Source organism: Thioalkalivibrio sp. AKL12 (assembly GCF_000377925.1).
GTDB classification, from domain to species: Bacteria; Pseudomonadota; Gammaproteobacteria; order Ectothiorhodospirales; family Ectothiorhodospiraceae; genus Thioalkalivibrio; species Thioalkalivibrio versutus.
The window spans coordinates 77241-101590 of sequence record NZ_KB898893.1 but is presented as its reverse complement, the minus strand read 5'-3'; the positions used below and the strand labels follow the sequence as shown (position 1 = coordinate 101590).

Sequence of the window (24350 nt, the reverse complement as noted above, 5' to 3'; positions counted from 1 at the left end):
TTCCGCCATGAGTGCCATTCTCGACCGCACCATGACCTTCGGCTCCGGGCGCGATCGCCCGGTGGTCGAGGCATCGCCCACCCGGCCCGTGGCCCGGAAGGCCACCACCATTGCGGCCAGGCCCCAGCCGCGCCCCGGGGCAGATCCCGGGGCCTGGGCCCGGCGCCTGCGCAATACTGCCGCGGTCGTGGTGCCGCCGGTGGTCGTCACGGCGCTTTTTTTGCTTATCTGGGAGATGATGGCGTCCTCCCCGGGAGCCGTGTTGCCCGCCCCGAGCCAGGTGATTACCGACACCTGGGAACTGATCGTCAATCCCTTCTATGACTACGGCGGCAACGACGTCGGCATGGCCTGGCAGTTGCTGGCCAGCCTCGAGCGCGTGGCCTATGGCTATGCGCTGGCGGTGGTCGCCGGCATTGGCCTGGGCGTGCTGGTGGGTCAGTCCACCTGGGCGATGCGCGGACTCGACCCGCTGTTCCAGGTCCTGCGTACCGTGCCGCCGCTGGCCTGGCTGCCGATCTCGCTGGCTGCGTTCCAGGCCAGCAATCCGTCGGCGATCTTCGTGATCTTCATCACCGCGATCTGGCCGATCATCATCAACACCTCCGTCGGTATCCGGAATATCTCGCAGGACTACGTGAACGTGGCCCGCGTGCTGCGCCTGAACGGCTTCGAGTACTTCACCAAGATCATGCTCCCGGCCGCCGCGCCGTATGTCTTTTCCGGTTTGCGCATCGGGATCGGTCTCGCCTGGCTGGCGATCGTGGCCGCCGAGATGCTGATCGGTGGTGTTGGTATCGGTTTCTTTATCTGGGATGCCTGGAACGCCTCCATGCTCAGCGACATCGTGCTCGCGCTCGTCTACGTCGGCCTGGTCGGGTTCTTCCTCGACCGTCTGGTTGCCATCGTCGGCAACTGGGTTACCCGTGGCACGCAGGCCGGCTGAGCCGGCCCCTTACAGGAGAAACATCATGACCAGCTATCTCTCCATCGAACATGTCCACAAGACCTTTGGTGAAGGGCCTTCGGCTACCGAGGTGCTGCGCGACGTCGACCTGCACGTGGACCGCGGCGAGTTCATCTCCATCATCGGCCACTCCGGCTGCGGCAAGTCGACGGTGCTCAACATCGTCGCCGGGTTGCTGGAGACCAGCACCGGCGCGGTGATCCTGGACGGCAAGGAAGTGAGCAAGCCGGGACCGGATCGCAGCGTGGTGTTCCAGAACCACTCGCTGCTGCCCTGGCTGACGGTGCGCGACAACGTCGCCCTGGCGGTGGACAAGACCTTCAAGGGCACCAAGTCGGCGGCCGAGCGTCGCGAGTGGATCCTGCAGACGCTGGAGATGGTCGGCATGGGCCACGCACTCGACAAGCGCCCGGACGAAATCTCCGGAGGCATGAAGCAGCGTGTCGGCATCGCCCGGGCACTGGCGATGGAGCCGAAGGTACTGCTGATGGACGAGCCGTTCGGTGCGCTGGACGCGCTGACCCGGGCGCACCTACAGGATGAGGTGATGCGCATCCAGTCGGATCTGGGCAACACCGTGCTGATGGTCACCCACGACGTGGACGAGGCCGTGCTGCTGTCCGACCGCATCGTGATGATGACCAACGGCCCGGCCGCGACCATCGGCGAGTTCCTGGAGATTGACCTGCCCAAGCCGCGCGAGCGTCTGGCGATGGCCGACAACCCGCAGTACAACCACTACCGGGCCGAGGTCCTGCGCTTCCTCCACGAGCGTCACAAGAACCCGGAAGCGGAGGCTGCGTAATGAACACGCCAAACGACAAGCCGCGGCTGGTCCTGATCGGCAATGGCATGGCCGGGATGCGCACGGTCGAGGAGCTGCTGAAACTCAAGCCCGACATGTACGACATCACCGTGTTCGGCGCCGAACCCTGGGGCAACTACAACCGCATCATGCTCTCGCCGGTGCTGGCCTCGGAGAAGACCGTCGACGAGATCATGCTGAACGACGATGCCTGGTATGCCGAGCGCGGGATCACCCTGCACAAGGGCAAGTGCATCGAGCGGATCGACCGTGTTGGTCGTCGGGTAATCGTCGAGGACGGCACCGAGGCGCCGTATGACCGGCTGTTGCTGGCGACCGGCTCGGATCCGGTGATGATCCCGATTCCGGGTGTCGATCTCGACGGTGTGGTGGGCTTTCGCGACATCCACGATGTCGACGCGATGCTGGCCTCCAGCCGTGAACACAAGCGCGCGGTGGTCATCGGCGGTGGCCTGCTGGGGCTGGAGGCCGCAAACGGCCTGATGCGCCAGGGCATGGACGTGACCGTGGTGCATCTGATGGATCACCTGATGGAGCGCCAGCTGGATCCCGCGGCGTCCGGCATGCTGCGCGCCTCGCTGGAGGAGCGCGGCATGGACTTTCGCATGGCGCACCAGACCCAGGCGATCCTCGGGGACGCGCGGGTCACCGGCGTGCGCTTTGCCGATGGCAGCGAGGTCGACACCGATCTGGTGGTGATGGCGGTCGGCATCCGCCCGAATACCGCGCTGGCCGAGTCCGCCGGGCTGCACTGTGAGCGCGGCGTGGTAGTGAACGACACGATGCAGACGTATGACCCGGCGATCTACGCGGTCGGGGAGTGCGTGCAGCATCGCGGCACGACCTACGGCCTGGTCGCGCCGCTGTGGGAACAGGCCAAGGTCTGTGCCAACCACCTCGCGGAGTACGGCATCGGGCGCTACGAGGGCTCGATGACCTCGACCAAGCTCAAGGTGACCGGAATCGACCTGTTCTCCGCCGGCGACTTCGCCGGTGACGAGACCACCGAGGATCTGGTGTTCCAGGACGCCGCGCGCGGCGTCTACAAGCGCCTGGTGCTGAAGGACAATCGCATCCAGGGCGCGGTGCTCTACGGCGACACCCTGGATGGCTCCTGGTACTTCCAGTTGATGCGCGACGGGACGCCGGTCGCCGATATCCGCGAGAACCTGCTGTTCGGCCAGGCGCATATCGGCGACTCCGGCCACGGCGACGAGGCCTCGCGCGTGGCGGCGATGCCGGACAACGCCGAGATCTGCGGCTGCAACGGTGTGTGCAAGGGGGATATCGTCCAGGCGATCAGCGAGCACAAGCTGTTCACGCTGGAGGACGTTCGCGCCCACACCAAGGCCTCGAATTCCTGCGGTTCCTGCACCGGACTGGTCGAGTCACTGCTGGCGACCACGCTGGGCGGTGACTACTCCGATGCCCCGGCGAAAAAGCCCGTCTGCGCCTGCACCGATCACAGTCACGACGAGGTTCGCGCGGCGATCACCCGCGACGGCCTGAAGACCATGGACGCGGTATTCCAGGCCCTCGACTGGAAGACCCCGAACGGCTGTCACGTCTGCCGGCCGGCGCTCAACTACTACCTGCTGGCGGCCTGGCCGAAGGAGTACCAGGACGACGCGCAGTCGCGTTTCATCAACGAGCGTGCCCACGGCAACATCCAGAAGGACGGGACCTACTCGGTGATCCCGCGCATCTGGGGCGGGGTGACCACGCCGGCCGAACTGCGCGCGATCGCCGAGGTGGCCGAGCGCTACGAGGTGCCCACGGTCAAGTTTACCGGCGGCCAGCGCATCGACCTGCTGGGTGTGGAAAAGAGCGACCTGCCGGCCATGTGGCGCGATCTCGGCCAGGCCGGGTTCGTCTCCGGCCATGCCTACGGTAAGGCCCTGCGTACGGTGAAGACCTGTGTTGGCTCCGAGTGGTGCCGTTTCGGCACCCAGGACTCCACCGGTCTCGGCATCCAGCTGGAACGGATGAGCTGGGGCTCGTGGACCCCGCACAAGTTCAAAATGGCCGTCTCCGGCTGCCCACGTAACTGCGCCGAGGCGACGATCAAGGACCTGGGCGTGGTCTGCGTGGACTCCGGCTACGAGCTGCACGTCGGCGGTAACGGCGGGGTGAAGGTTCGTGCGACCGATTTCCTCTGCAAGGTGGAGACCGAGGCCGAGGTGCTCGAATACGCCGGGGCCTTCATGCAGCTCTACCGCGAAAGCGCCCGCTACCTGGAGCGTACCGCGCCCTGGATCGAGCGTGTCGGGCTGACGCAGGTGAAGGAACGCCTGGTGGACGACGCCGAGAACCGTGCCGCGCTGTACGCCCGCTTCCTTCAGTCGCAGGAGGTGGCGCAGGTGGACCCCTGGGCCGAGCGGGCCGCCGGCCATGCGGCGCACGAGTTCATTCCCATCCGGCCGGTGGATGACCCGCCGAAGGGCCCGCGCCCGGAGGTGTCGGCATGAGCTGGATCGCGATCTGCCATCTCGCCGAGATCCCGCCGCTGGGCGCGCGGGTCGTCGCCGGCCCGCAGGGTGACATCGCCGTGTTCCGCACCGCGGACGACCGCGTCTTCGCCCTGCGCGACCAGTGTCCGCACAAGGGCGGGCCACTGTCGCAGGGCATCGTCCACGGCGAACGTGTGACCTGTCCGCTACACAACTGGGTGATTGACCTGCAGTCCGGCGCGGCCACGGGCGCGGATTCGGGCTGCACACATGCCTTCCCGGTCCACGTGACCGAGGGCCAGGTGTGGCTGGACCTGGCCGCCGCGGCCGCCGATTCGGACGCGGCGCCGGTGGTTGACTGCCGCGAGGCGGGCTGAGATGGCCACGTCCGAATCGGTGACGCGTACCACCTGCCCTTATTGCGGGGTGGGCTGTGGCGTGGAGGTGACCGCGACGCCCGATGGCGAGTTTCCGGTGGCGGTACGTGGCGACGCCAGCCATCCGGCGAACGCCGGGCGCCTGTGTTCCAAGGGCGCGGCGCTGGCCGAGACCCTGGGGGACGAGGGCCGGCTGTTGCACCCGGAGATCCAGGGCGCGCGCGTCGACTGGGACGCAGCACTGGATCATGTCGCGGGCGGCTTTCGCGAGGTGATCGACCGCCACGGGCCGGATGCCGTGGCGTTGTATGTCTCGGGGCAGATCCTGACCGAGGACTACTATGTAGCCAACAAGCTGATGAAGGGCTTCGTCGGCTCGGCCAACATCGACACCAACTCGCGGCTTTGCATGTCCACGGCCGTGGCCGCACACACCCGGGCCTTTGGTGTGGACGGCGTACCGGGTAGCTACACCGACTTGGAACAGGCGGACCTGGTCGTGGTGGTCGGCTCGAACATGGCCTGGGCGCATCCGGTGCTGTTCCAGCGCCTGCAGGCCGCCCGCGCGGCGCGCCCGGAGATGAAGCTGGTGGTGATCGATCCGCGGTGCACGGCCACTGCCCAGGCGGCCGATCTGCACCTGCCGCTGGCGCCGGGCACGGATGCCTGGCTGTTCAACGGCCTGCTGGATCACCTGCGCCGCGAGTATGCGCTGGACCCGGCATTTCTCGAACGCCATGTCGATGGCTTTGCCGACGCCCTGGCGGCGGCGCGCGCCTCCAGCCGGTCGATTGCCGTGACCGCCGAGACCTGCGAACTGGACCCCGAGGCGGTGGCCACCTTCTTCCGCTGGTTTGCTCGAACGGAGCGGACGGTTACCGCGTTCTGTCAGGGCATCAACCAGTCCGACAGCGGTGTGGACAAGGCCGGGACGATCCTCAACGTGCACCTGGCCACCGGCCGCATCGGCCGCCCGGGCATGGGCCCGTTTTCGCTGACCGGTCAGCCAAATGCGATGGGTGGGCGCGAGGTTGGCGGACTGGCCAGCCAGTTGGCCGCGCACATGGGCTTCGACGAAGTGTCCCTGGATCGCGTAAGCCGCTTCTGGAATACCCCGAATCTCGCCCGCAAGCCGGGGCTCAAGGCGCTGGATCTGTTCCGCGCGGTTGAATCGGGGCAGGTGAAGGCGATCTGGATCATCGGCACCAACCCCTTGTTCAGCCTGCCCGAAGCCGAACGCTTCGAGCGGGCCCTGCGCGACTGCCCGCTGGTCGTGGTCTCCGACTGCGTGCACGAGACCGAGACGACCCGCGTGGCCGACGTGCTGTTGCCGGCGACCACCTGGGGCGAGAAGGACGGCACGGTGACCAATTCCGAGCGCCGCATCTCGCGCCAGCGCCCGTTCCGGGAACCCCCGGGCGAGGCGCGTCACGACTGGTGGGCGTTGGCCGAGGTCGCCCGCCGCCTGGGCTTTGCCGAGGCCTTCCCCTATACGCAACCGGTGGAGATTTTCCGCGAGCATGCGGCCCTGTCCGCGTTCGAAAATGACAGCACGCGGGACTTCGATATCGGCGCGCTGGCCACGACCGACGCGGCCGCCTTTGAGGCCCTCGAACCGGTGCAGTGGCCGCTGCCCGCCGGAGCCGAGACGGGTACCCCCTACCTCTACGCCGATGGCCGCTTCTTTACGGACAACGGCCGCGCACGGCTCGCCGCCGTGACCCCGCAATCGCCGACCGACACGATCGATGCCGAATACCCTTTGCGCCTGAACACCGGCCGCATCCGTGACCAGTGGCACAGCATGACCCGCACTGCGAGTACCCCGCGCCTGAGTGCCCACCAGCCGGAACCCTTCGTCGAGATCCATCCGGTGGATGCCGGCCTGTTCCGTGTGCAGGCGGGTGATCTGGCCGAGGTGACCAGCCGACATGGGCGTTTGCTAGCGCGGGTGCAGGTGAGCCGCGAGCAACGCCCCGGAAGCGTGTTTGTGCCGATGCACTGGAGCCGCCCGATCGCCCGCCTGGCGCGGGTGGATGCCCTGGTGCCCGCGCATGTCGATCCGGTCTCCGGGCAGCCGGCGTTCAAGCACACGGCCGTCTCGGTGCGCCCGGCGGCGATGGACTGGCACGGCTTCGTGCTGAGCCGCGAGCCGGTGAGCCTACCGGAGGCCGACTACGCGGTGACCGTGCGCGGCCCGCGGCATCTGCGCGTCGAACTGGCCGGACGCGGCGCGCCACCCGAGATCGCCGACTGGCGGGCACGGCTGGACGGCCCCGGCGAGTGGCTGGAGTTCGCCGACCCCGCGGGCGGGCGCTACCGCGCCGCGCGCATCCACGAGGGCCGGCTTGCCTGCGTGCTGTTCGCGGGTCCCGACCGGGGCCTGCCCGAGCGCGAATGGCTGGGCGGTCTGTTCGCGGCCGAGTCGATCACCGATGACGAACGCATGGCCCTGCTCACGGGCCGTCCGCCGAATGGACAGGCCGCGCGCGGGCGCCTGGTCTGCGCCTGTTTTGGCGTGGACGAGACGCGCATCCGCACGGCGATCCGCGAGCAGGGGCTGGCGAGCTGCGAGGCCGTGGGTGCCTGCCTCGAGGCCGGCACCAACTGCGGCTCCTGCCGCCCCGAGATCCAGACCCTGTTGAATGAAGAATCCGAGGCGCCCACGGAACCCGTGGCGCGGGAGGGATGAGCATGGAACACCTGCCGATCTATATGCAGTTGCACGGTCGCCAGGCCCTGGTGGTCGGGGCCGGTCCGGTGGCCGCGCGCAAGGCAGCGCTGCTGCTGGAGGCCGGGGCGCGGGTGCGCCTGCGGGCCCCTGAGTACAGTGATGCCGCCGAGCGCTTGTTGCGCGAGCACCCGGAGTCGATCACCCGCGAGCCGGGTGCCTACCGAACCGAGTACCTGGGGCAGGTGGCGATCGTGATCGCCGCGACCGACGACGAGACGGTGAACCGCCAGGTCTCGGAGGACTGTGTTGCGCGCTCGATCCCGGTGAATGTGGCGGACCAGCCCGAGCTTTGCAGCTTCATCCTGCCGGCCATCGTCGAGCGCGGCCCGCTGACCATCGCAATCGGCTCCGGTGGCCGCGCCCCGGTCCTGGTGCGTCTGCTGCGCGCGAAGATCGAGAGCCTGATCCCGGCCGGCTACGGGCGCCTGGCGGAGCTGGCCGGTCGCCTGCGTGACCGGGTGCGCGCCCACTTCGACAGCGTGAATGCGCGGCGCGCCTTCTGGGAGCGGGCGTTTGCCGGGCCGGCCACCGAGCTGGCCCTGGCCGGACGTATGGACGCGGCCGCAGAGCGTCTGGAGCAGGAATTGAATGAAGCGGAAGCCGCTACGCCAGGCGAGGTCTACCTGATCGGCGCCGGGCCGGGTGACCCCGACCTGCTGACCTTCCGCGCACTGCGGCTGTTGCAGCAGGCGGACGTGGTCGTCTACGACCGGCTGGTGTCCTCCGAGGTGGTGAACCTGGCCCGGCGCGAGGCCGAGCGCTTCTATGTCGGCAAGGAGCGCGATCACCACTGCGTGCCGCAGGAGGCGATCAGCGAACTGCTCTCGCGACTGGCGCGCGAGGGCAAGCGCGTGGCGCGGCTGAAGGGCGGCGACCCGTTCGTGTTCGGCCGCGGCGGTGAGGAACTGGACGTGCTCGCCCGCGACGGCGTGGCCTACCAGGTGGTGCCCGGCATCACCGCGGCCAGTGGCTGTGCCGCCTATTCGGGCATCCCGCTAACCCACCGTGATCATGCCCAGTCCGTGCGCTTCATTACCGGCCACACCCGCGAGGGCCGGCTGGACGTGGACTGGTCGCAGCTGACGAACACCTGCGAGACGCTGGTGTTCTATATGGGCCGCAAGGGCGTGGGCGAGATCTGCCGGGGCCTCAAGGGTGCGGGCCGTGCCGGGCGGACCCCGGCCGCGATTATCGAGAATGGCACGACCGCCCGTCAGCGTGTCGTGACCGGCACGTTGGATACCCTGGCCGCCCGCGCCGAGCGCGAACAGGTCGGCTCGCCCAGCCTGATCGTGATCGGCGAGGTCGCCGCCTGTCACCAGCGCCTGGCCTGGTTCCGGCCGGATGCCGGGTCGGCCACGACGTTCCCGCAGCTGATGCCGGCATCCGGTGTCGCGACCGCGGCGTGAGCGGATTGGAGGATCGTACGCATGCGGTCTCTGGCGCGCTGGCCGGCGTCCGGGTCGCGCTCCCGGAGAGCCGTGCACTGGAGGTCTTTGCCGGGCTGCTGGAGCGGCGCGGGGCCGAGGTGTGGCGTTGCCCGCTGGTCGCCATCCACGACAGCCTCGACCAGGCGGCCATCGAGTCCTGGCTGGCATCCGCCATCGAAGCGCCGTTCGATCGGCTGATCTTCCTGACGGGCGAGGGGTTTACTCGGCTGACCGGCTTTGCTCGGCGCGCCGGGTGCGAGGATGCCTGGCTGACGGCCGTGGCCGGGACCCCGACGCTGGTGCGGGGCCCCAAACCCGGCCGCGCGATGAAACCGTTCGGTGTGCAGCCCGACGCCGTAGCGGCGGCACCGACCACCGAAGGGATCATCCAGACCCTGTCCGCTCAGGACCTGCACGGACAACGTATCGGTGTGCAGCTCTACGGTGCGGAGCCCAACCGCCGTCTGCTGGATTTCCTGAGGGCGGCAGGCGCGGAGGCGTTCCCGGTCTGGCCCTACCGCTACGCGGATGCTGCCGAGACGGGGCGTGTGAGCGAGCTGATCGAGGCCCTGATCGCGGGCCAGGTGGATGCGATCGCCTTTACCAGCCAGGCCCAGGTCCGGCGTCTGCTGCGGGTCGGCCTGGCCGATGATCGTCAGGATGCGTTGCGAGAGGCGTTGCGGCGCACCATCGTCGCGGCGATTGGCCCCGTGGTGGCGGATGAACTGCACGCTCACGGTATTACCCCCACCGTGGTACCGGATGGTCGATACTTCATGAAACCGCTGGTCTCGGCGCTGGCCCGGCACCTGCAGGCCGTCGCATAGGGAACTTGTGGCGCGGCCGGATGGCCCACGGATGGAGTCTTCTTCGGTGATCACGTGCCATGAAACATCCATTTCCGCGGCGTTCGCGCCGATCCTTCCTGCGCTGGATGGCCGGGTCCGCGGTGGCGTTCGGCGCGGGGTGGCCCCTTGTCGGTGGGACCGCCGAGGGGCGTGAGCCGCAGCGCAAGCCGATCCCGTCTTCCGGGGAGGAGATCCCGGTGATCGGGATGGGGACGTGGATTACCTTCAATGTGCCGGAGGATCCCGAAGCGCTGGCGGTGCGTACCCGGATCCTGGATACCTTTGTCCGCCGTGGCGGCGGGTTGATCGACTCCTCGCCGATGTACGGGCGCGCGGAGGCGGTGGTCGGTCACGGCCTGCGCGAACTGGGCCATCCGGAGGGTGTGTTCTCGGCGACCAAGATCTGGACGCGCAGCACCTCGACCGGCCGCGACCAGCATGCGGAGTCGCGGGATCTGTGGGGTGTCGACACCCTGGACCTGCAGCAGGTGCACAACCTGCAGAACTGGGAGGCGCACCTGGAAACCCTGCGCGAGCGGCGTGAGGCGGGGGAGGTTCGCTATATCGGTGTGACCACCTCGCACGGCCGCCGCCACGACGAGCTGGAGCGCATCCTGCGGCGCGAGGACCTGGACTTCGTGCAGCTGACCTACAACATCCTGGATCGCGAAGCGGAACAGCGCCTGTTGCCGTTGGCGCGGGAACGCGGGGTGGCGGTGATCGCGAACCGCCCGTTTCGGCGCAAGGCGCTGCTCAACCAGTTCGCGGGGCATCCGCTGCCGGAATGGGCGGCGGAGATCGAATGCGAGAACTGGCCGCAGTTCCTGCTCAAGTTCATCGTCTCGCACCCGGACGTGACCTGTGCGATCCCCGCGACCTCGGTGGTGGCCCACATGGAGGAGAATATGGGCGCGCTGTACGGCCCCATGCCGGACGCCGGAATGCGCAGCCGCATGGTCGCGTACGTGCAGGACCTGTAGGGTTGGCCTCCGAATCCTTGCGACCGGGGAGCCGACATGCTGCCGTTTGAGGCCTCGACCTGGCTGGCGATCCTGGGCCAGTACAACACCGCGATCTGGCCCCTGCACGGGATCGGCGCACTGCTTGCTCTGGTGGCTGTGGGGCTGGTGGTTTCGGGGTCGCATGCGGCCGGTCGTGTCATTGGCCTGTTGCTGGGCGTGCTTTGGATCTGGACTGGGGTTGCCTTCTTCGGTGGTTCGCTGGCGCCGTTCCACTTCGCCTCCGAGTGGCTGGCCGGAGTGTTCGTGGCCCAAGGCCTGATGCTGGTGTTCGCCCTGACCCTGATGGGCCAGGCCCGCTTTGGCTGGCCCGGCGGGCTCCCGGGTAGCAGCGCGGTCTTGATGATCGTCTACGCGCTGGTGGGCTATCCCTTGCTGGATCTCGCATTGACCGGGACGCCCTGGACGCAGCTGCAATATGTCGGCGTGGCCCCGGGACCGGTGATGCTGCTGACCCTGGGACTGCTGTTGCTGGTGCCGTCGCGTCCGCCCCTGGTGCTGGCGATCATCCCGCTGCTGTGGGCGTTGGTCACCGGCTACATGGCCTGGGGCCTTGGCCAGTGGCTGGAATTCCTGCCGGCCGCCCTCGGCGTGGGGGCGTTCGTGCTCCTGCTGCTTCGGCGCTTTGGCCGCACGGAGCGGACAGGCTTGCATCCGGGGGGCTGACCGGGGTCATGACCGGTTGGCCCTCGGGCGGGTTCGGTTTAGGCTCGCGTCTTCTCGATAGTGAGGAGGCTGTCATGTCCATCGAAGTGATTCACCGTCCCGACCACGACCACCTGGAACGCCAGGGGGTGTTCGACTGGCCGGTCTGGGAGAAGGAGGTCTCGACCTTCCCCTGGCACTACGACGCGCGCGAGGTCTGCTACATCCTGGAAGGTCAGGTCACGGTGACCCCGGACGGCGGCGAGCCGGTCACGGTCGGCGAGGGCGACCTCGTCACCTTCCCCGAGGGCATGGACTGCACCTGGGAGATCCACCGCGACATCCGCAAGCACTACCGGTTTGGGTGAAATGACTCTGGCCTGCGCTTGGGCCGGGGTCCCTGCGAGATCGCCACGTCGCTGCGCTCCTCGCGATGACGACGAGTCTGAGTGCTGTGGATGAGGGACGCGGCGCATGGCCCGTTGAAGGGTTGTCGCCAACAGGTCAGCGGGCGAGCCAGTGGGTGTTGAGAGGGGTGTGGAAGGTCTCCTCGACGCGGCGGAGGTAGTAGAGCATGTCGACGGGCAGGTTGATGCCGTCGTGCATCTGTAGCGGGTAGAGGTCGGCGGCGATTACGCAGTCGGCGATCGACGGCTGCCCGAGGTAGAAGCGGTTGGCGGCCAGGTGCTTGGCCAGTTCCGGCAGGTGACTCAGCTTGGCGAGCTGGTTGTAGCCGTCGTAGCGGTCGTTGGCGAGTTCCTCCAGCGACAGGCCGAAGCGGTGCTGCACATGCGCCTTGAAATCGGCCAGGGCCTCGGCGCTCTCGCCGATGCCGTGAAAGCCCGGCGCCAGCGGGGCGTAGAGTCGGTCCAGCACGATCTCCACCTTGGCGCGCCAGTCCACCAGGGCCTGCCAGGCGTCCTCGGCGATGACGCCGTCGGAGAGTGGCTCGCCGGTCGGGAACAGGTGGTCGATATCGCGCAATGCGGTGACCGTGTCGGTGTGCAGCGTACCGTCGTCGGTTTTCAGGATCGGGGACTGGCGGGCCACGCCCAGTTCGAAGAAGGTCTCGTCGTCGAACCAGTCCAGCGCGCGGGTCTCCAGCGCGACACCCTTGTAGCCGCAGGCCAGGCGCAGGCGGTCGGCCTTCGCATCGTGCGGGAAGTGGTAGAGCGTGGCCACGCGTTTACTTCCCGCGCTGGGCGTGGCTCAGGATGAAGTCCCACTGGTCCTGGGTGATGGGCATTACCGACAACCGGTTGCCGCGGCGCACCAGCGGGCAGTCCTCGAGCTGCGGCTGCTGCTTCAGCCAGTCCAGGGTGATGATGTCGCCGAATTTTTCCTCGAAGGCGACGTCCACGCGCAGCCAGCGCGGGTTGTCCGGGTCGCTCTTTGGGTCGTAGTGCGGATCTTCGGGGTCGAAGGCGCAGGTGTCCGGGTAGGCCTCTTTCTCGATGCGCAGGATGCCGACGATGCCCGGTGGCTTGGCGTTGGAGTGGTAGAAGAAGGCCAGATCGCCTTTCTTCATTTCGTCGCGCATCATGTTGCGCACCTGGTAGTTGCGGATGCCGTCCCACGGCTCCACGCCGACGCGTTCCAGGTCGTCGATGCTGAACTCGTCGGGTTCGGACTTCATCAGCCAGTAGGCCATGCGGGCTCCTTCAGGGGTTTCAGTCGAGCGTATTGTGCCGCGCGCGGTCTGGAAGCGCATGCCAGCCCTGTTCTGTGACAACGCCATCCAGCGGGACGTCCCAGGGCTGTGTGGGCAGCGCCGGGACGCCCTGCAGCGAGTGGGCCACGCCGATCAGTTTCGGCCGGTGGATGCCGAAGCGGCGCCGGGCGAAGTAGCGATCGTAGTAGCCCGCGCCCATGCCCATGCGGTTGCCGGCAGTGTCAAAGGCCACCAGCGGCATCAGCACCACCTGCATCTCGCGGCGCCAGATGCGCGGGGCGTCCGGACAGGGCTCGGCGATGCCGAAGCCGTTGTGGCAAAGCGGCTCATCCGGGGCCCAGGTGTGGAAATGCATGTGCCCGGGGCGTTTGTCGTCCATCACCGGCAGGGCGATGCGGGTGCCGCGCCGGGCCAGGGCGACGGTCAGTGGGGTCAGGTCGACCTCGCCGCGCAGGCCGCGATAGGCGCCGACACAATGCGGCTTCCAGCGCTCGAACCAGCGCAGCAGGTGTCCGCAAATGGCGGCAGAGTGGTGGTCGAGCTGGGCATCCGACAAAGCCGCCCGCGCGCGGCGCAGGCGCAGACGCAGGGCACGCAGATCGTCGGGCGATAGCGAATCTTGAACGGAGTCGGTTTCCGCAGGCATAAAGGAAATCGGGATCAATAAAGAAGTGGACGCGCCCCGCAGGCGCCGGCGTGGCCCTTGACCTTGAACCTAGGGCTCAGGTGGGAGAAGTCTCCGGATCTTTAGGCTTTCCGCTCGAAGACGGACATGCACAGCGAAACGGAAGTACTCGGTCCCGTGGTGAAAAATTAAGGCTCAAGGGTACCACCGGGCCACAATCGAACGCCGCAGTGACGCGTCCGAGTTCATTATGAACCAAACCCCCTGGGGTGCGCGCAACCCCCGTGGCTGTAGGGGATCCGTCGCGGGCCTCAGCACTGCTCCCAGGGCAGGCCGTGGTAGCGCCAGCCGCTGCGGGTGGAGCGCTGGTGGTTCTCGTCCAGTGGTCCTTCGAAGCCCTCGTCCACCGAGAAGACATGCTCGATGCCGGCGTCCACCAGGGCCTGCCCGGCGTCCAGCGTGCGCTTGCCGCTGCGGCAGATCAGGTACAGGGCCGGTGCTTCTTCGCTGTGATCGCTGACGCCGCCCAGCAGCAGCTTGCGCACCTGCGGCACGAACTGTGGGTTCACGGTCCAGTCGGGTTCGTCGATCCACGGGATGTGGATGGAGCCGGTCGGATGGCCGACGAACAGATACTCCATGGTCGAGCGGACGTCGATCAGCAGGTCGCGCGGGCGTGCCTGCAGACGCTCGTAGGTCTCCACCGGCGAGATGCGTTTCGGGGCGGGGCGGGGGGTGTCGGTCATGGTGTTTTCCTGGGGGCGGGCGCCGTTCCCTGGCACCCGCAATGCTTACATGGCGAAGTCGAGGCGTTCCTGGACCCGGTCGATCCCGGCCTGGGCGCATTCCTCGTCGAGATCGCCGCCGGGCGCACCGGACACGCCGACCGCTCCGAGCATGCTGCCGGCCGCTTCGATTGGCAGGCCGCCGGCCAGCATGATGATGCCATCCACGTGGTTCATCTCCATGCGGATGTCTTCGCGGTTGTCGCGGAAGTTGGCGGAGGTGGTGCCGGACATGGTCACGGCCCGGGCCTTGTCGCCGGCAATCTGGATGGTCTGCACGCCGGCCATGCGGTCACGCAGGACCACCTGGTCGTTGCCGGCGCGATCAACCACGACCACCGCGGTCTGGTGGCCCATCTCGCGGCAGGCCTCGACGGCGCCCATGGCGATGTCGTTGGCCAGTTCAAGGGTCATGAAGCGCTGGGTATAGACATCGGCCTGGGCGCTGCTGGCGAGGCCGAGGCACAGGGCCGCGGCGGTGCCGGTCACCAGGCGGGTCAGGGAATTCGTCATGGGTTCCTCCTTTCTGGTTATGGGTGCTGCACGTCGATCATGGCAGATAGGGGCCGTGGTTGCCGAGCGTGCCATTCCGCCCGTCGCCGACCGGCCGCGGGGTGGGGGAACAGGCGACAGCCGGCGCGGCCGCGGATACACTACGCGCATGTCGGGAAACAGCTTTGGGCGACTGTTCGTCGTCAGTACCTTTGGTGAAAGTCACGGGCCGGCCCTGGGCGCGGTGGTGGACGGTTGTCCGCCCGGTCTGGAGCTTTGCGAGGCGGATCTGCAGTTTGACCTGGATCGCCGCCGGCCGGGCCAGTCGCGCCACACCACCCAGCGTCGCGAGCCGGATCAGGTCCGTATCCTGTCGGGGGTGTTCGAGGGGCGTACCACGGGTACGCCGATCGGGCTGCTGATCGAGAACGTCGATCAGCGCTCCAAGGATTACGGCGACATCCAGGACCGCTTCCGCCCGGGGCATGCGGACTACACCTATCACCAGAAATACGGCGTGCGTGACTACCGCGGCGGCGGGCGCAGTTCTGCGCGCGAAACCGCGCTGCGGGTGGCGGCCGGCGGCATCGCGCGGCGCTATCTCGAGCAGCGCTACGGGATCACCATCCGCGGTTGGTTGTCGCAGCTAGGACCGATCGAGCTGGAGCCGAAGCAGCCGGAGATCGCGAACGACAACCCGTTCTTCTCCCCGGATCCGGACAAGGTCGCGGAACTGGAGGAGTACATGGACGCCCTGCGCAAGTCGGGCGATTCCATCGGGGCACGGGTGACGGTCGAGGCGACCGGGGTGCCGGCTGGCTGGGGCGAGCCGGTGTTCGACCGCCTGGACGCCGACCTGGCCCACGCGCTGATGAGCATCAACGCGGTGAAGGGCGTGGAGATCGGCGCGGGTTTCGAATCCGTGACCCAGCGCGGCACCGAGCACCGCGACGAGATCACCCCCGAGGGCTTTCTGTCCAACCACGCCGGCGGCGTGCTGGGCGGGATCAGCACCGGTCAGGCGGTGCAGGCCAGCATTGCCATGAAGCCGACGTCCAGCATCCGTCTGCCCGGGCGCAGCATCAACACCGCCGGCGAGCCGGTGGAGGTGGTCACCAAGGGGCGGCACGACCCCTGCGTGGGCATCCGCGCGACCCCGATCGCCGAGGCGATGATGGCGCTGGTGCTGATGGACCACGCCCTGCGTCACCGTGCGCAGAACGCCGATGTCCCGGACTCGGGGCTGGAGCTGCGCGACCATCCCGGCGAATGACGCGGCCTTCGGCCGTGTCGTCCTGATCGTGTAGCGGTCCCCTCATGGCAGTGACGCAGAATGCGCGCCTGTCCGCGGTCTACTTCTTCTATTTCGCCAGCCTCGGCGCCTTCATGCCGTTCTGGGGGCCGTACCTCTCCGAGGAGGGGTTCAGCGGCGCCCAGATCGGCGAGCTGATGGCGATCGTGCTGGCGACCAAGATCATTGCGCCCAACGTCTGGGGCTGGCTGGCGGATCGCGCCGGCGCGCACATGCCGATCGCCCGCTGGGGCGCGCTGGGCGGGGCGGTCGCCTTCACCGGAGTGTTGCTGTACACCGGGTATTGGTGGCTGGCCGTGGTGATGGCCGCCTACAGTTTCTTCTGGAACGCGATCCTGCCGCAGTTCGAGGCGGCCACCATGCGGTCGCTGGGGCGGGACGCGCATCGCTACGCGCTGGTCCGGCTGTGGGGCTCGGTCGGTTTCATCGTCGCGGTGGCGGTGCTGGGCTGGGCCTTCGACCGGATCGCAGTGGCCTGGCTGCCGTGGATCGTGCTGGCGGTGCTGATCGCGGTGGTGGCGGCGTCGCAGTTCGTGCGCGAGCCGGCGCGCAACCTCGACGAGGACAATAACGCCCCGCCCCTGCTAACCGTGTTGCGCCGCCCCGAGGTGATCGCGCTGTTTGTGGCCTGCTTCTTCATGCAGGCGAGCCACGGGCCGTACTACGCCTTCTTTACCCTGTACCTGGAACAGGCCGGCTACTCGCGCTCGGTGGCCGGGCAGCTGTGGGCGCTGGGGGTGGCGGCCGAGGTGGTGCTGTTCCTGTTGATGCCGCGGCTGATCCTGCGTTTTGGGGCCTGGTTGCTGGTGTCGGCGGCGCTGGTGTTGACCACGCTGCGCTGGGGGCTGCTGGCGGCGGTGCCGGATTCTCTGCCGATGCTGCTGTTCATCCAGATCCTGCATGCGGCCAGCTACGGGGTATACCACGCGGCGGCGATCTCGCTGATCCACTATTTCTTCCCCGGGCGGTTGCAGGGGCGCGGGCAGGCCCTGTATTCGTCGCTGGCCTTCGGGCTGGGCGGTGCCTCGGGATCCCTGGTGGCCGGCTATCTGTGGGATGGCATCAGCCCAGCCTCGGTGTATGTGTTCGCGGCATTCCTGGCAGCGGCCGGGGTGGTCGCCTCGGTGTATGGCGAATGGCGTTTCCGCACCCCGGTGCGAACCCTGTAACTGGCGTGCCCACGCAAAGCTTCGTAGGGTGCGCGTAACCCGATGGACCGATAGCACTGGATGGAACAAAGATGATTCGAATTGCGATTGCGGGCGCCGGCGGGCGCATGGGCCAGAACCTGGTGCAGGCGGTGGACGAACACCCCGATGCCCAGCTGGGGGCGGCCAGTGAGCGCCCCGGCAGCGAGACCATCGGTCAGGCGGTGGGCGCGGAGGGCCGGGTGCGCCTGGTCGAGGATCTGGCGACGGTTACCGACGATTTCGATGTGCTGATCGATTTCACCTCGCCGCAGGCGACCATGCAGCACCTGGAGCTGTGTGCGAACGCCGGAAAGGCACTGGTGATCGGCACGACCGGGCTGGATGCGGAGCAGGAGCAGCGCCTGCAGGCGGCGGCAGGGGATCTGCCGATCGTCTATGCGCCGAATATGAGTGTCGGGGTCAATCTGACCTTCAAGCTGGTGGAGCTGGCCGCGCGGGCGCTGGGCGACAGCGTGGATGTGGAGATCCTGGAGGCCCATCACCGGCACAAGGTGGACGCGCCCTCCGGTACCGCGCTGAAGCTCGGGCGTGTGGTCGCGGAGACCCTGGGCCGCGATCTGGAGCAGGACGCCGTCTACGGGCGCGAGGGCCAGACCGGAGCCCGTGACCGGCGCACTATCGGGTTTGCCACGGTGCGCGGCGGTGACATCGTCGGCGAGCACACCACGCTGTTCGCGGGTGATGGCGAGCGTGTGGAGATTACCCACAAGGCCTCCAGTCGCACGGTGTTCGCCTCCGGTGCGGTGCGTGCGGCGGTCTGGCTGGCTGGTGCCGGCAATGGGCTGTTCGACATGCAGGATGTGCTGGGGCTGCGCGACCTCTAGCCGGTAGGGGCTGCGTTTGGCGAAGGCTAGGCCTGGTTCGTCATCCGGTGTTTACGGTGCCTTCGTCCGGCCGCCAGGCTTGTTGTGGCTGGCCCTGGTTCGGCATCGGGTGTTTACGGTGCTTTCGTCGAGCCGCCTGCCAGGCGCTGACTCGCCAGCGCGCCGCGAGGTACTTTCTTGCTTGCCCAAGAAAGCACCCTTCGAGGCGCACCCGGATTCCGCCCGGGAACCTTGCTCCAGGGCCCTCGGGCCGGCGGCACTGAACTCGCTGTGCCTTCGGCTCCGCTCAGACATCCAGCGCCCCATGTCTATTCTTAACTGGCCGGCCCGAGGACCCTTCCGCAAGGGGCTCCATACGGGAGGCGAAGGTCAAAACCGACGGTATCCGGTAGGGTGCGGTTGAGCGCAGCGAAACGCACCGTTCCCCACGTCGTGCGAAACCCTGATGCGATTCGCTGCGCTCATCACATCCTACGCCCCCCGGCGCCCGCTACGCGGGCGCGGCACGCCATGGCCGAAGGCCGAGCGTGCCGAAGATGCTCGAAGACCTAGCCATCATCCATTGGCAACAACGCTGGGATAGCCGTTGTTTGGACCTGCCTCCCCGTTGTCGTCGCGCCGAGCGGAGAGGCTTTTCGCGGGAGAAAAGGCGCTGGATGTCTGAGCGAAGCCGAAGGCGCAGCGAGTTCAGCGCCGCCCGCGAAAAGCCTCGGAGCGAGGGAAACCCCGGCCCGCGCAGCGGGCCGGGGTCGCGGCAGTCGGGCGTGTTTCTTGGGTACTTCTTTGCACGAGCAAAGAAGTACCTCGCGGTGCGCTCGCGAGAGAGCGCCTGGCAGGCGGCCGGACGAAGCCACCGTAAACACCGAGCGATGAACCAGGGCCAGCCTGAAAAGGCCAGGCTAGCCACGGAGCATCGGCTTCATACCTGGGCTGGGTAGGCAGTGTTCGGGCCCCGGAAAGCGGGCGGCGAGCGGCGGGCGGAGACGCCGGGCGTGGGGATCTCGTTGGACGCCGCGCGCGGCGCTCGCGTACACTTGAAGGCGTAATCGTATCCGTCCTCCGAGCACCGAATCGTTGCCGAAAAAGGGGTTCACACCCCGGTAGAATGGTGCGGACGAGGGCGGGTCGCAGATCCCGAACGAATCGCAGTACCGCCGCCGGCGAATCGCCTGGCGGCCCCGACCCAGACCACCCGGAGGTCCCCCTGTGTCCGCGCCTGCTCTGCTCGTCCTGGAAGATGGCACTGTGTTTCATGGTCAGGCGATTGGCGCCCTGGGCCAGACGGTTGGCGAGGTGGTGTTCAACACCGCGATGACCGGGTACCAGGAGATCCTCACCGACCCGTCCTATCACCGGCAGATGGTCACGCTGACCTACCCGCATATCGGCAACACCGGAACGAACCCGGAAGACGACGAGTCCTCGCGGGCTCATGCCGCGGGCCTGATCATCCGGGATCTGCCGCCGCTGGTGTCCAACTGGCGCTCGCGCGAGTCGCTGCCGGACTACCTGCTGCGTCATGGCATTGTGGCGATCAGCGGGATCGATACCCGCAAGTTGACCCGCATCCTGCGCGAGAAGGGCGCGCTGAACGGCTGCATTCAGGCCGGCGACGTGGACGAGGCCTCGGCCCTGGCGGCCGCGCGCGAGTTCCCCGGGATCAAGGGCATGGATCTGGCGCGCGAGGTGACCACGCGCAGCCGCTACGAGTGGCTGGAAGGGACCTGGCAGCTGGGTGAAGAACCGGCGCGGGTCGATGCGAAGGCCGCCGACTATCACGTGGTCGCTTACGACTTTGGCATGAAGCAGAACATCCTGCGCATGCTGGCGGATCGCGGCTGCCGCGTGACCGTGGTCCCGGCCGAGACGCCGGTGGACGAGGTGATGGAGCTCAAGCCCGACGGGGTGTTCCTGTCCAACGGGCCGGGCGATCCCGAGCCCTGCACCTATGCGATCGAGGCGATCCGGGATTTCTGCGAGCGCAAGCTGCCGCTGTTCGGGATCTGCCTGGGGCATCAGTTGCTGGGTATCGCCAGTGGCGGCAAGAGCGTGAAGATGAAGTTCGGCCACCACGGGGCGAACCACCCGATCCGGCACGAGGCCAGTGGGCGAGTGATGATCTCGTCGCAGAACCACGGCTTCGCGATCGACGAAGACAACCTGCCGGAGACGCTGACGCCGACGTACCGGTCGCTGTTCGACGGCACGCTGCAGGGCGTCGCCCGCACCGACTGCCCGGCGTTCAGCCTGCAGGGCCACCCCGAGGCGAGCCCGGGGCCGCATGACGTGTCCCCGGCGTTCGACGACTTTGTCGAGATGATGCGCACGGCGCGCAGCTAACGCCTTCCCCCCGATTTTCCGACCGAATTTCCGATTTCGACAGCCTGCGAGAGCCGTCACATGCCCAAGCGTACCGACATCCAGAGCATCCTGATCCTCGGGGCCGGCCCGATCGTGATCGGTCAGGCCTGCGAGTTCGATTACTCCGGCGCCCAGGCCTGCAAGGCCCTGCGCGAGGAGGGCTACCGGGTGATCCTGGTGAACTCCAACCCGGCGACCATCATGACCGACCCCGAGATGGCGGATGCCACCTACATCGAGCCGGTGGACTGGCAGACGGTCGCCCAGATCATCGAGAAGGAGCGCCCGGACGCGGTGCTGCCGACCATGGGCGGGCAGACCGCGCTGAACTGCGCGCTGGACCTGTCCCGGGAAGGCGTGCTCGAGAAGTTCGGTGTGGAGATGATCGGTGCCAACGAGGCGGCGATCGATATGGCCGAGGACCGCGACCACTTCAAGGCGGCGATGGCTGATATCGGCCTGGATACGCCGACCGCGATGCTCGCGCACTCCTGGGAGGAGGCGCAGGAGATCCAGCCGAAGATCGGCTTCCCGGTGATCATCCGGCCGTCCTTCACCCTCGGTGGTTCGGGCGGCGGCATCGCCTACAACCGCGAGGAGTTCGAGTACATCGTCAAGAACGGGATCGATCTCTCGCCGGTGAACCAGGTGCTGCTGGAGGAGTCCGCGCTCGGCTGGAAGGAGTTCGAGATGGAGGTGGTCCGTGACAAGGCGGACAACTGCATCATCATCTGCTCCATCGAGAACCTCGATCCGATGGGTATCCACACCGGCGACTCGATCACCGTGGCCCCGGCGCAGACCCTGACCGACAAGGAATACCAGATCATGCGCGACGCCTCGCTGGCGGTACTGCGCAAGATCGGCGTGGAGACCGGCGGCTCCAACGTGCAGTTTGCGATCAACCCGGAGAACGGGCGCATGATCGTGATCGAAATGAACCCGCGGGTGTCGCGTTCCTCCGCGCTGGCCTCCAAGGCGACCGGCTTCCCGATCGCCAAGGTCGCGGCCAAGCTGGCGGTGGGCTACACCCTCGACGAGCTGAAGAACGACATTACCGGCGGTCTGACCCCGGCCTCGTTCGAGCCGTCCATCGATTACGTGGTCACCAAGATCCCGCGCTTCACCTTCGAGAAGTTCCCGCAGGCGGATGCACGCCTGACCACCCAGATGAAGGCGGTGGGCGAGGCCATGGCCATTGGCCGCACCTTCCAGGAGTCGTTCCAGAAGGCGCTGCGCTCGATGGAGACCGGCATGGACGGCCTCGACGAGCGCATCGATCTGACCGCCGATGACGTGACCGATCAGCTGCGCACGAAGCTCGCCAACCCCAGCCCCGAGCAGGTGCTGTACGTGGCCGATGCCTTCCGTGCGGGTTTCTCGATCCAGGATATCTTCGACCTGACCGCGATCGACCCCTGGTTCCTGGCCCAGATTCAGGAGCTGGTGGACGTCGAGAAGGGCGTGAAGGACCGCATCCTGGGCGAGATCAGCGCCGAGGAGATGTACCGTCTGAAACAGCGCGGATTCTCCGACCTGCGCCTGGCGAAACTGGTGAACGATACCGAGAAGGCGGTGCGCAAACACCGCCATGGACTGGGCGTGCGCCCGGTGTACAAGCGGGTGGATACCTGTGCGGCCGAGTTCGCGACGACCACGGCCTACATGTACTCCTCGTACGAAGAGGAGAACGAGGCGGATCCCACCGACAAGCAAAAGATCATGGTGCTGGGCGGCGGGCCCAACCGCATCGGTCAGGGCATCGAGTTCGACTACTGTTGCGTGCATGCCGCACTCGCGATGCGCGAAGACGGGTACGAGACCATCATGGTCAACTGCAACCCGGAGACCGTCTCCACCGACTATGACACCTCGGACCGGCTGTATTTCGAGCCGCTGACGCTGGAGGACGTGCTGGAGGTCGTGGCGACCGAGAAGCCGGCCGGCGTGATCGTGCAGTACGGTGGCCAGACGCCACTGAAGCTCGCGCGGGACCTGGAGGCCGCCGGCGTGCCGATCATCGGCACCAGCCCGGACTCCATCGACCTGGCCGAGGACCGCGAGCGCTTCCAGGCCCTGCTGAACAAGCTGGGGCTCAAGCAGCCGCCGAACCGCACCGCGCGCAGCGAGGAGGAGGCCGAGAAGCTGGCCGAGGAGATCGGCTACCCACTGGTCGTACGTCCGTCCTACGTGCTCGGTGGGCGCGCGATGGAGATCGTGCGCGACCGCGAGGACCTGCGCAGCTACATGAAGAACGCGGTGTCCGTCTCCAATGATGCCCCGGTGCTGCTGGACCGCTTCCTGGATGACGCCATCGAGGTCGATGTGGACGCGATCTCGGATGGCGAGAACGTGATCATCGGCGGGATCATGGAGCACATCGAGCAGGCCGGCGTGCACTCGGGCGACTCCGCCTGTTCCCTGCCGCCGTTCTCGTTGTCCATGGAACTCCAGGACGAGATGGTCGAGCAGGTGCGCAAGATGGCACTGGGCCTGAAGGTCGTCGGCCTGATGAACACCCAGTTTGCGATCAAGGGCGACGATATCTACGTGCTGGAGGTGAATCCACGGGCCTCGCGCACCGTGCCGTACGTCTCCAAGAGCGTCGGACGGCCACTGGCCAAGATCGCCGCGCGTTGCATGGTCGGGCAGACCCTGCCCGAGCAGGGCGTGGGCGATGCGGTCTATCCGGACTATTATTCGGTGAAGGAATCGGTGTTTCCGTTCGCCAAGTTCCAGGGCGTGGACCCGATCCTTGGGCCGGAGATGAAATCCACTGGAGAGGTGATGGGGGTCGGGCGCAGTTTTGCCGAGGCGTTCGCCAAGAGCCAGCTGGGAGCGGGCGTACTGTTGCCGTCCACCGGCAAGGCCTTCGTGTCGGTGCGCGAGATCGACAAGCCGCACGTGGCGGAAGTGGCCCGGCGCCTGGTGGAGTTGGGCTTCGAGGTCCTGGCGACGCGTGGCACGGCGAACGTGCTGGAGGAAGCCGGCATTCAGGTGACGCGCGTGAACAAGGTCACCGAGGGTCGCCCGCACATCGTGGACATGATCAAGAACGACGAGATCAGCTTCATCATCAATACCGTGGAGGGGAAGCAGTCGACCTCCGACTCCTACACCATTCGCCGCGAGGCGTTGATGCACAAGGTGGGCTATACCACCACGATCGCCGGGGCCAAGGCCACCGTACAGGCCCTGGATCACCTGGGGGCGAATGACGTCTTCCGGCTGCAGGACCTCCACCAGGAAAATCTCGGAGGGAAAAGCGCATGAACAAGACGCCCTTGACCGTGACTGGCGCGGAAAAGATGAAGGAAGAGCTGAAGAAGCTGAAGGGCGAGGATCGCCCGCGCGTGGTCAACGCGATCTCCGATGCGCGCGAGCACGGTGACCTCAAGGAGAATGCCGAGTACCACGCGGCACGCGAACAGCAGAGCTTTATCGAGGGCCGCATCCGCGAGCTGGAGTCGAAGCTCTCCAACGCCCAGATCATCGACGTGGCCACCCTGCCGCAGACCGGCAAGGTGGTGTTCGGGACCACCGTGGTGCTGGAGGCGACTGCGGACGGGCGCCAGGTCACCTACAAGATCGTTGGTGACGACGAGGCCGATATCAAGAACAACATGATCTCGGTGTCGTCGCCGATTGCGCGGGCGCTGATCGGCAAGGAAGAAGGCGACGTCGTGACCGTGCAGGCCCCGGGCGGGGAGACGGAATACGAGATCCTGGAGGTTCGCTACGTCAACTGATGACGCGGCGGATCCCGCTCGCG

At 67.2% G+C, this 24350-nt stretch carries 21 protein-coding genes and 1 other RNA gene; 16 read left to right on the top strand and 6 right to left on the bottom strand.

The genetic code is table 11. From position 1 onward, the window contains the following. Positions 1-7: 7 nt before the first annotated feature. The 10 genes from ntrB to D579_RS0105190 all read left to right on the top strand — a co-directional run bounded on the left by ntrB (position 8) and on the right by D579_RS0105190 (position 11664). Positions 8-946 (top strand): nitrate ABC transporter permease, encoded by a 939-nt coding sequence (gene ntrB, locus D579_RS0105235; protein ID WP_018951307.1) that lies wholly within the window; start codon positions 8-10, stop codon positions 944-946. Positions 947-971: 25 nt separating this feature from the next. Continuing rightward, positions 972-1772, top strand: coding sequence for an ABC transporter ATP-binding protein (locus D579_RS0105230; protein WP_018951306.1), 801 nt, complete (start codon positions 972-974; stop codon positions 1770-1772). Next, positions 1772-4261, top strand: a complete 2490-nt coding sequence (nirB, locus tag D579_RS0105225; RefSeq protein WP_018951305.1) for a nitrite reductase large subunit NirB — start codon at positions 1772-1774, stop codon at positions 4259-4261. The genes D579_RS0105230 and nirB overlap by 1 nt, the downstream gene beginning before the upstream one ends. Continuing rightward, a complete protein-coding gene (gene nirD, locus D579_RS0105220) occupies positions 4258-4620 on the top strand; it encodes a nitrite reductase small subunit NirD (RefSeq protein WP_018951304.1) in 363 nt (120 codons plus the stop codon). Before nirB ends, nirD begins: the two co-directional genes overlap by 4 nt. 1 nt (position 4621) lies before the next feature. After that, positions 4622-7312 (top strand): nitrate reductase, encoded by a 2691-nt coding sequence (locus tag D579_RS0105215; RefSeq protein ID WP_018951303.1) that lies wholly within the window; start codon positions 4622-4624, stop codon positions 7310-7312. A gap of 2 nt (positions 7313-7314) precedes the next feature. Further along, positions 7315-8763: a siroheme synthase CysG gene (gene cysG / locus D579_RS0105210; protein ID WP_026289447.1), complete on the top strand. Its 1449-nt coding sequence runs from the start codon at positions 7315-7317 to the stop codon at positions 8761-8763. Further along, complete coding sequence (locus D579_RS0105205; protein WP_026289446.1) at positions 8760-9611, top strand: uroporphyrinogen-III synthase; 852 nt, start codon at positions 8760-8762, stop codon at positions 9609-9611. Before cysG ends, D579_RS0105205 begins: the two co-directional genes overlap by 4 nt. 59 nt (positions 9612-9670) lie before the next feature. Continuing rightward, positions 9671-10612, top strand: a complete 942-nt coding sequence (locus D579_RS0105200; protein ID WP_018951300.1) for an aldo/keto reductase — start codon at positions 9671-9673, stop codon at positions 10610-10612. A 36-nt stretch (positions 10613-10648) separates the two neighbouring features. After that, positions 10649-11317, top strand: coding sequence for a DUF6064 family protein (locus D579_RS0105195; RefSeq protein ID WP_018951299.1), 669 nt, complete (start codon positions 10649-10651; stop codon positions 11315-11317). Positions 11318-11391: 74 nt separating this feature from the next. After that, positions 11392-11664: a cupin domain-containing protein gene (locus tag D579_RS0105190; RefSeq protein WP_018951298.1), complete on the top strand. Its 273-nt coding sequence runs from the start codon at positions 11392-11394 to the stop codon at positions 11662-11664. A gap of 136 nt (positions 11665-11800) precedes the next feature. Here D579_RS0105190 and D579_RS0105185 read toward each other — a convergent pair whose 3' ends face one another. The 6 genes from D579_RS0105185 to D579_RS0105165 form a co-directional block, all read right to left on the bottom strand. Continuing rightward, positions 11801-12478, bottom strand: a complete 678-nt coding sequence (locus D579_RS0105185) for a glutathione S-transferase family protein (RefSeq protein WP_018951297.1) — start codon at positions 12476-12478, stop codon at positions 11801-11803. 4 nt (positions 12479-12482) lie between these two features. Next, complete coding sequence (locus tag D579_RS0105180) at positions 12483-12947, bottom strand: EVE domain-containing protein (RefSeq protein WP_018176468.1); 465 nt, start codon at positions 12945-12947, stop codon at positions 12483-12485. 19 nt (positions 12948-12966) lie between these two features. Then, on the bottom strand, positions 12967-13614 hold the full coding sequence (locus D579_RS0105175) for a 5-formyltetrahydrofolate cyclo-ligase (RefSeq protein ID WP_018951296.1): 648 nt from the start codon (positions 13612-13614) through the stop codon (positions 12967-12969). A 30-nt stretch (positions 13615-13644) separates the two neighbouring features. Further along, positions 13645-13830: non-coding RNA, 6S RNA (ssrS, locus tag D579_RS14620), on the bottom strand. A 74-nt stretch (positions 13831-13904) separates the two neighbouring features. Further along, the gene (locus D579_RS0105170; protein ID WP_018937960.1) at positions 13905-14339 is read right to left on the bottom strand and encodes a rhodanese-like domain-containing protein; all 435 of its coding nucleotides are present in this window, start codon (positions 14337-14339) and stop codon (positions 13905-13907) included. 45 nt (positions 14340-14384) lie between these two features. Beyond that, positions 14385-14891, bottom strand: coding sequence for a heme-binding protein (locus D579_RS0105165; protein WP_018167912.1), 507 nt, complete (start codon positions 14889-14891; stop codon positions 14385-14387). Positions 14892-15039: 148 nt separating this feature from the next. Here D579_RS0105165 and aroC point away from each other — a divergent pair, with 148 nt between their 5' ends. From aroC to greA, 6 genes are all read left to right on the top strand, one after another. Continuing rightward, positions 15040-16143: a chorismate synthase gene (gene aroC, locus D579_RS0105160; RefSeq protein WP_018951295.1), complete on the top strand. Its 1104-nt coding sequence runs from the start codon at positions 15040-15042 to the stop codon at positions 16141-16143. 44 nt (positions 16144-16187) lie between these two features. Beyond that, positions 16188-17351, top strand: a complete 1164-nt coding sequence (locus D579_RS0105155) for an MFS transporter (protein WP_018951294.1) — start codon at positions 16188-16190, stop codon at positions 17349-17351. A 71-nt stretch (positions 17352-17422) separates the two neighbouring features. After that, entirely contained in the window at positions 17423-18217 is a 795-nt protein-coding gene (dapB, locus tag D579_RS0105150) for a 4-hydroxy-tetrahydrodipicolinate reductase (RefSeq protein ID WP_018146247.1), read from the top strand. Between the two features lie 1206 nt (positions 18218-19423). Further along, complete coding sequence (carA, locus tag D579_RS0105145) at positions 19424-20557, top strand: glutamine-hydrolyzing carbamoyl-phosphate synthase small subunit (RefSeq protein WP_018937958.1); 1134 nt, start codon at positions 19424-19426, stop codon at positions 20555-20557. Positions 20558-20617: 60 nt separating this feature from the next. After that, a complete protein-coding gene (gene carB / locus D579_RS0105140) occupies positions 20618-23851 on the top strand; it encodes a carbamoyl-phosphate synthase large subunit (protein ID WP_018146245.1) in 3234 nt (1077 codons plus the stop codon). After that, positions 23848-24327, top strand: a complete 480-nt coding sequence (greA, locus tag D579_RS0105135; RefSeq protein WP_018146244.1) for a transcription elongation factor GreA — start codon at positions 23848-23850, stop codon at positions 24325-24327. Before carB ends, greA begins: the two co-directional genes overlap by 4 nt. Positions 24328-24350 lie beyond the last annotated feature (23 nt).

Bases quoted from the DNA above. Each gene is read 5' to 3' on its own strand.
- D579_RS0105175 (WP_018951296.1), bottom strand. From the start codon at position 13,614: ATGCCTGCGGAAACCGACTCCGTTCAAGATTCGCTATCGCCCGACGAT.
- D579_RS0105165 (WP_018167912.1), bottom strand. From the start codon at position 14,891: ATGACGAATTCCCTGACCCGCCTGGTGACCGGCACCGCCGCGGCCCTG.
- dapB (WP_018146247.1), top strand. From the start codon at position 17,423: ATGATTCGAATTGCGATTGCGGGCGCCGGCGGGCGCATGGGCCAGAAC.
- aroC (WP_018951295.1), top strand. From the start codon at position 15,040: ATGTCGGGAAACAGCTTTGGGCGACTGTTCGTCGTCAGTACCTTTGGT.
- carB (WP_018146245.1), top strand. From the start codon at position 20,618: ATGCCCAAGCGTACCGACATCCAGAGCATCCTGATCCTCGGGGCCGGC.
- D579_RS0105215 (WP_018951303.1), top strand. From the start codon at position 4,622: ATGGCCACGTCCGAATCGGTGACGCGTACCACCTGCCCTTATTGCGGG.
- D579_RS0105200 (WP_018951300.1), top strand. From the start codon at position 9,671: ATGAAACATCCATTTCCGCGGCGTTCGCGCCGATCCTTCCTGCGCTGG.
- greA (WP_018146244.1), top strand. From the start codon at position 23,848: ATGAACAAGACGCCCTTGACCGTGACTGGCGCGGAAAAGATGAAGGAA.
- nirD (WP_018951304.1), top strand. From the start codon at position 4,258: ATGAGCTGGATCGCGATCTGCCATCTCGCCGAGATCCCGCCGCTGGGC.
- ntrB (WP_018951307.1), top strand. From the start codon at position 8: ATGAGTGCCATTCTCGACCGCACCATGACCTTCGGCTCCGGGCGCGAT.
- D579_RS0105190 (WP_018951298.1), top strand. From the start codon at position 11,392: ATGTCCATCGAAGTGATTCACCGTCCCGACCACGACCACCTGGAACGC.
- D579_RS0105155 (WP_018951294.1), top strand. From the start codon at position 16,188: ATGGCAGTGACGCAGAATGCGCGCCTGTCCGCGGTCTACTTCTTCTAT.
- D579_RS0105195 (WP_018951299.1), top strand. From the start codon at position 10,649: ATGCTGCCGTTTGAGGCCTCGACCTGGCTGGCGATCCTGGGCCAGTAC.
- nirB (WP_018951305.1), top strand. From the start codon at position 1,772: ATGAACACGCCAAACGACAAGCCGCGGCTGGTCCTGATCGGCAATGGC.
- D579_RS0105180 (WP_018176468.1), bottom strand. From the start codon at position 12,947: ATGGCCTACTGGCTGATGAAGTCCGAACCCGACGAGTTCAGCATCGAC.
- D579_RS0105230 (WP_018951306.1), top strand. From the start codon at position 972: ATGACCAGCTATCTCTCCATCGAACATGTCCACAAGACCTTTGGTGAA.
- cysG (WP_026289447.1), top strand. From the start codon at position 7,315: ATGGAACACCTGCCGATCTATATGCAGTTGCACGGTCGCCAGGCCCTG.
- D579_RS0105170 (WP_018937960.1), bottom strand. From the start codon at position 14,339: ATGACCGACACCCCCCGCCCCGCCCCGAAACGCATCTCGCCGGTGGAG.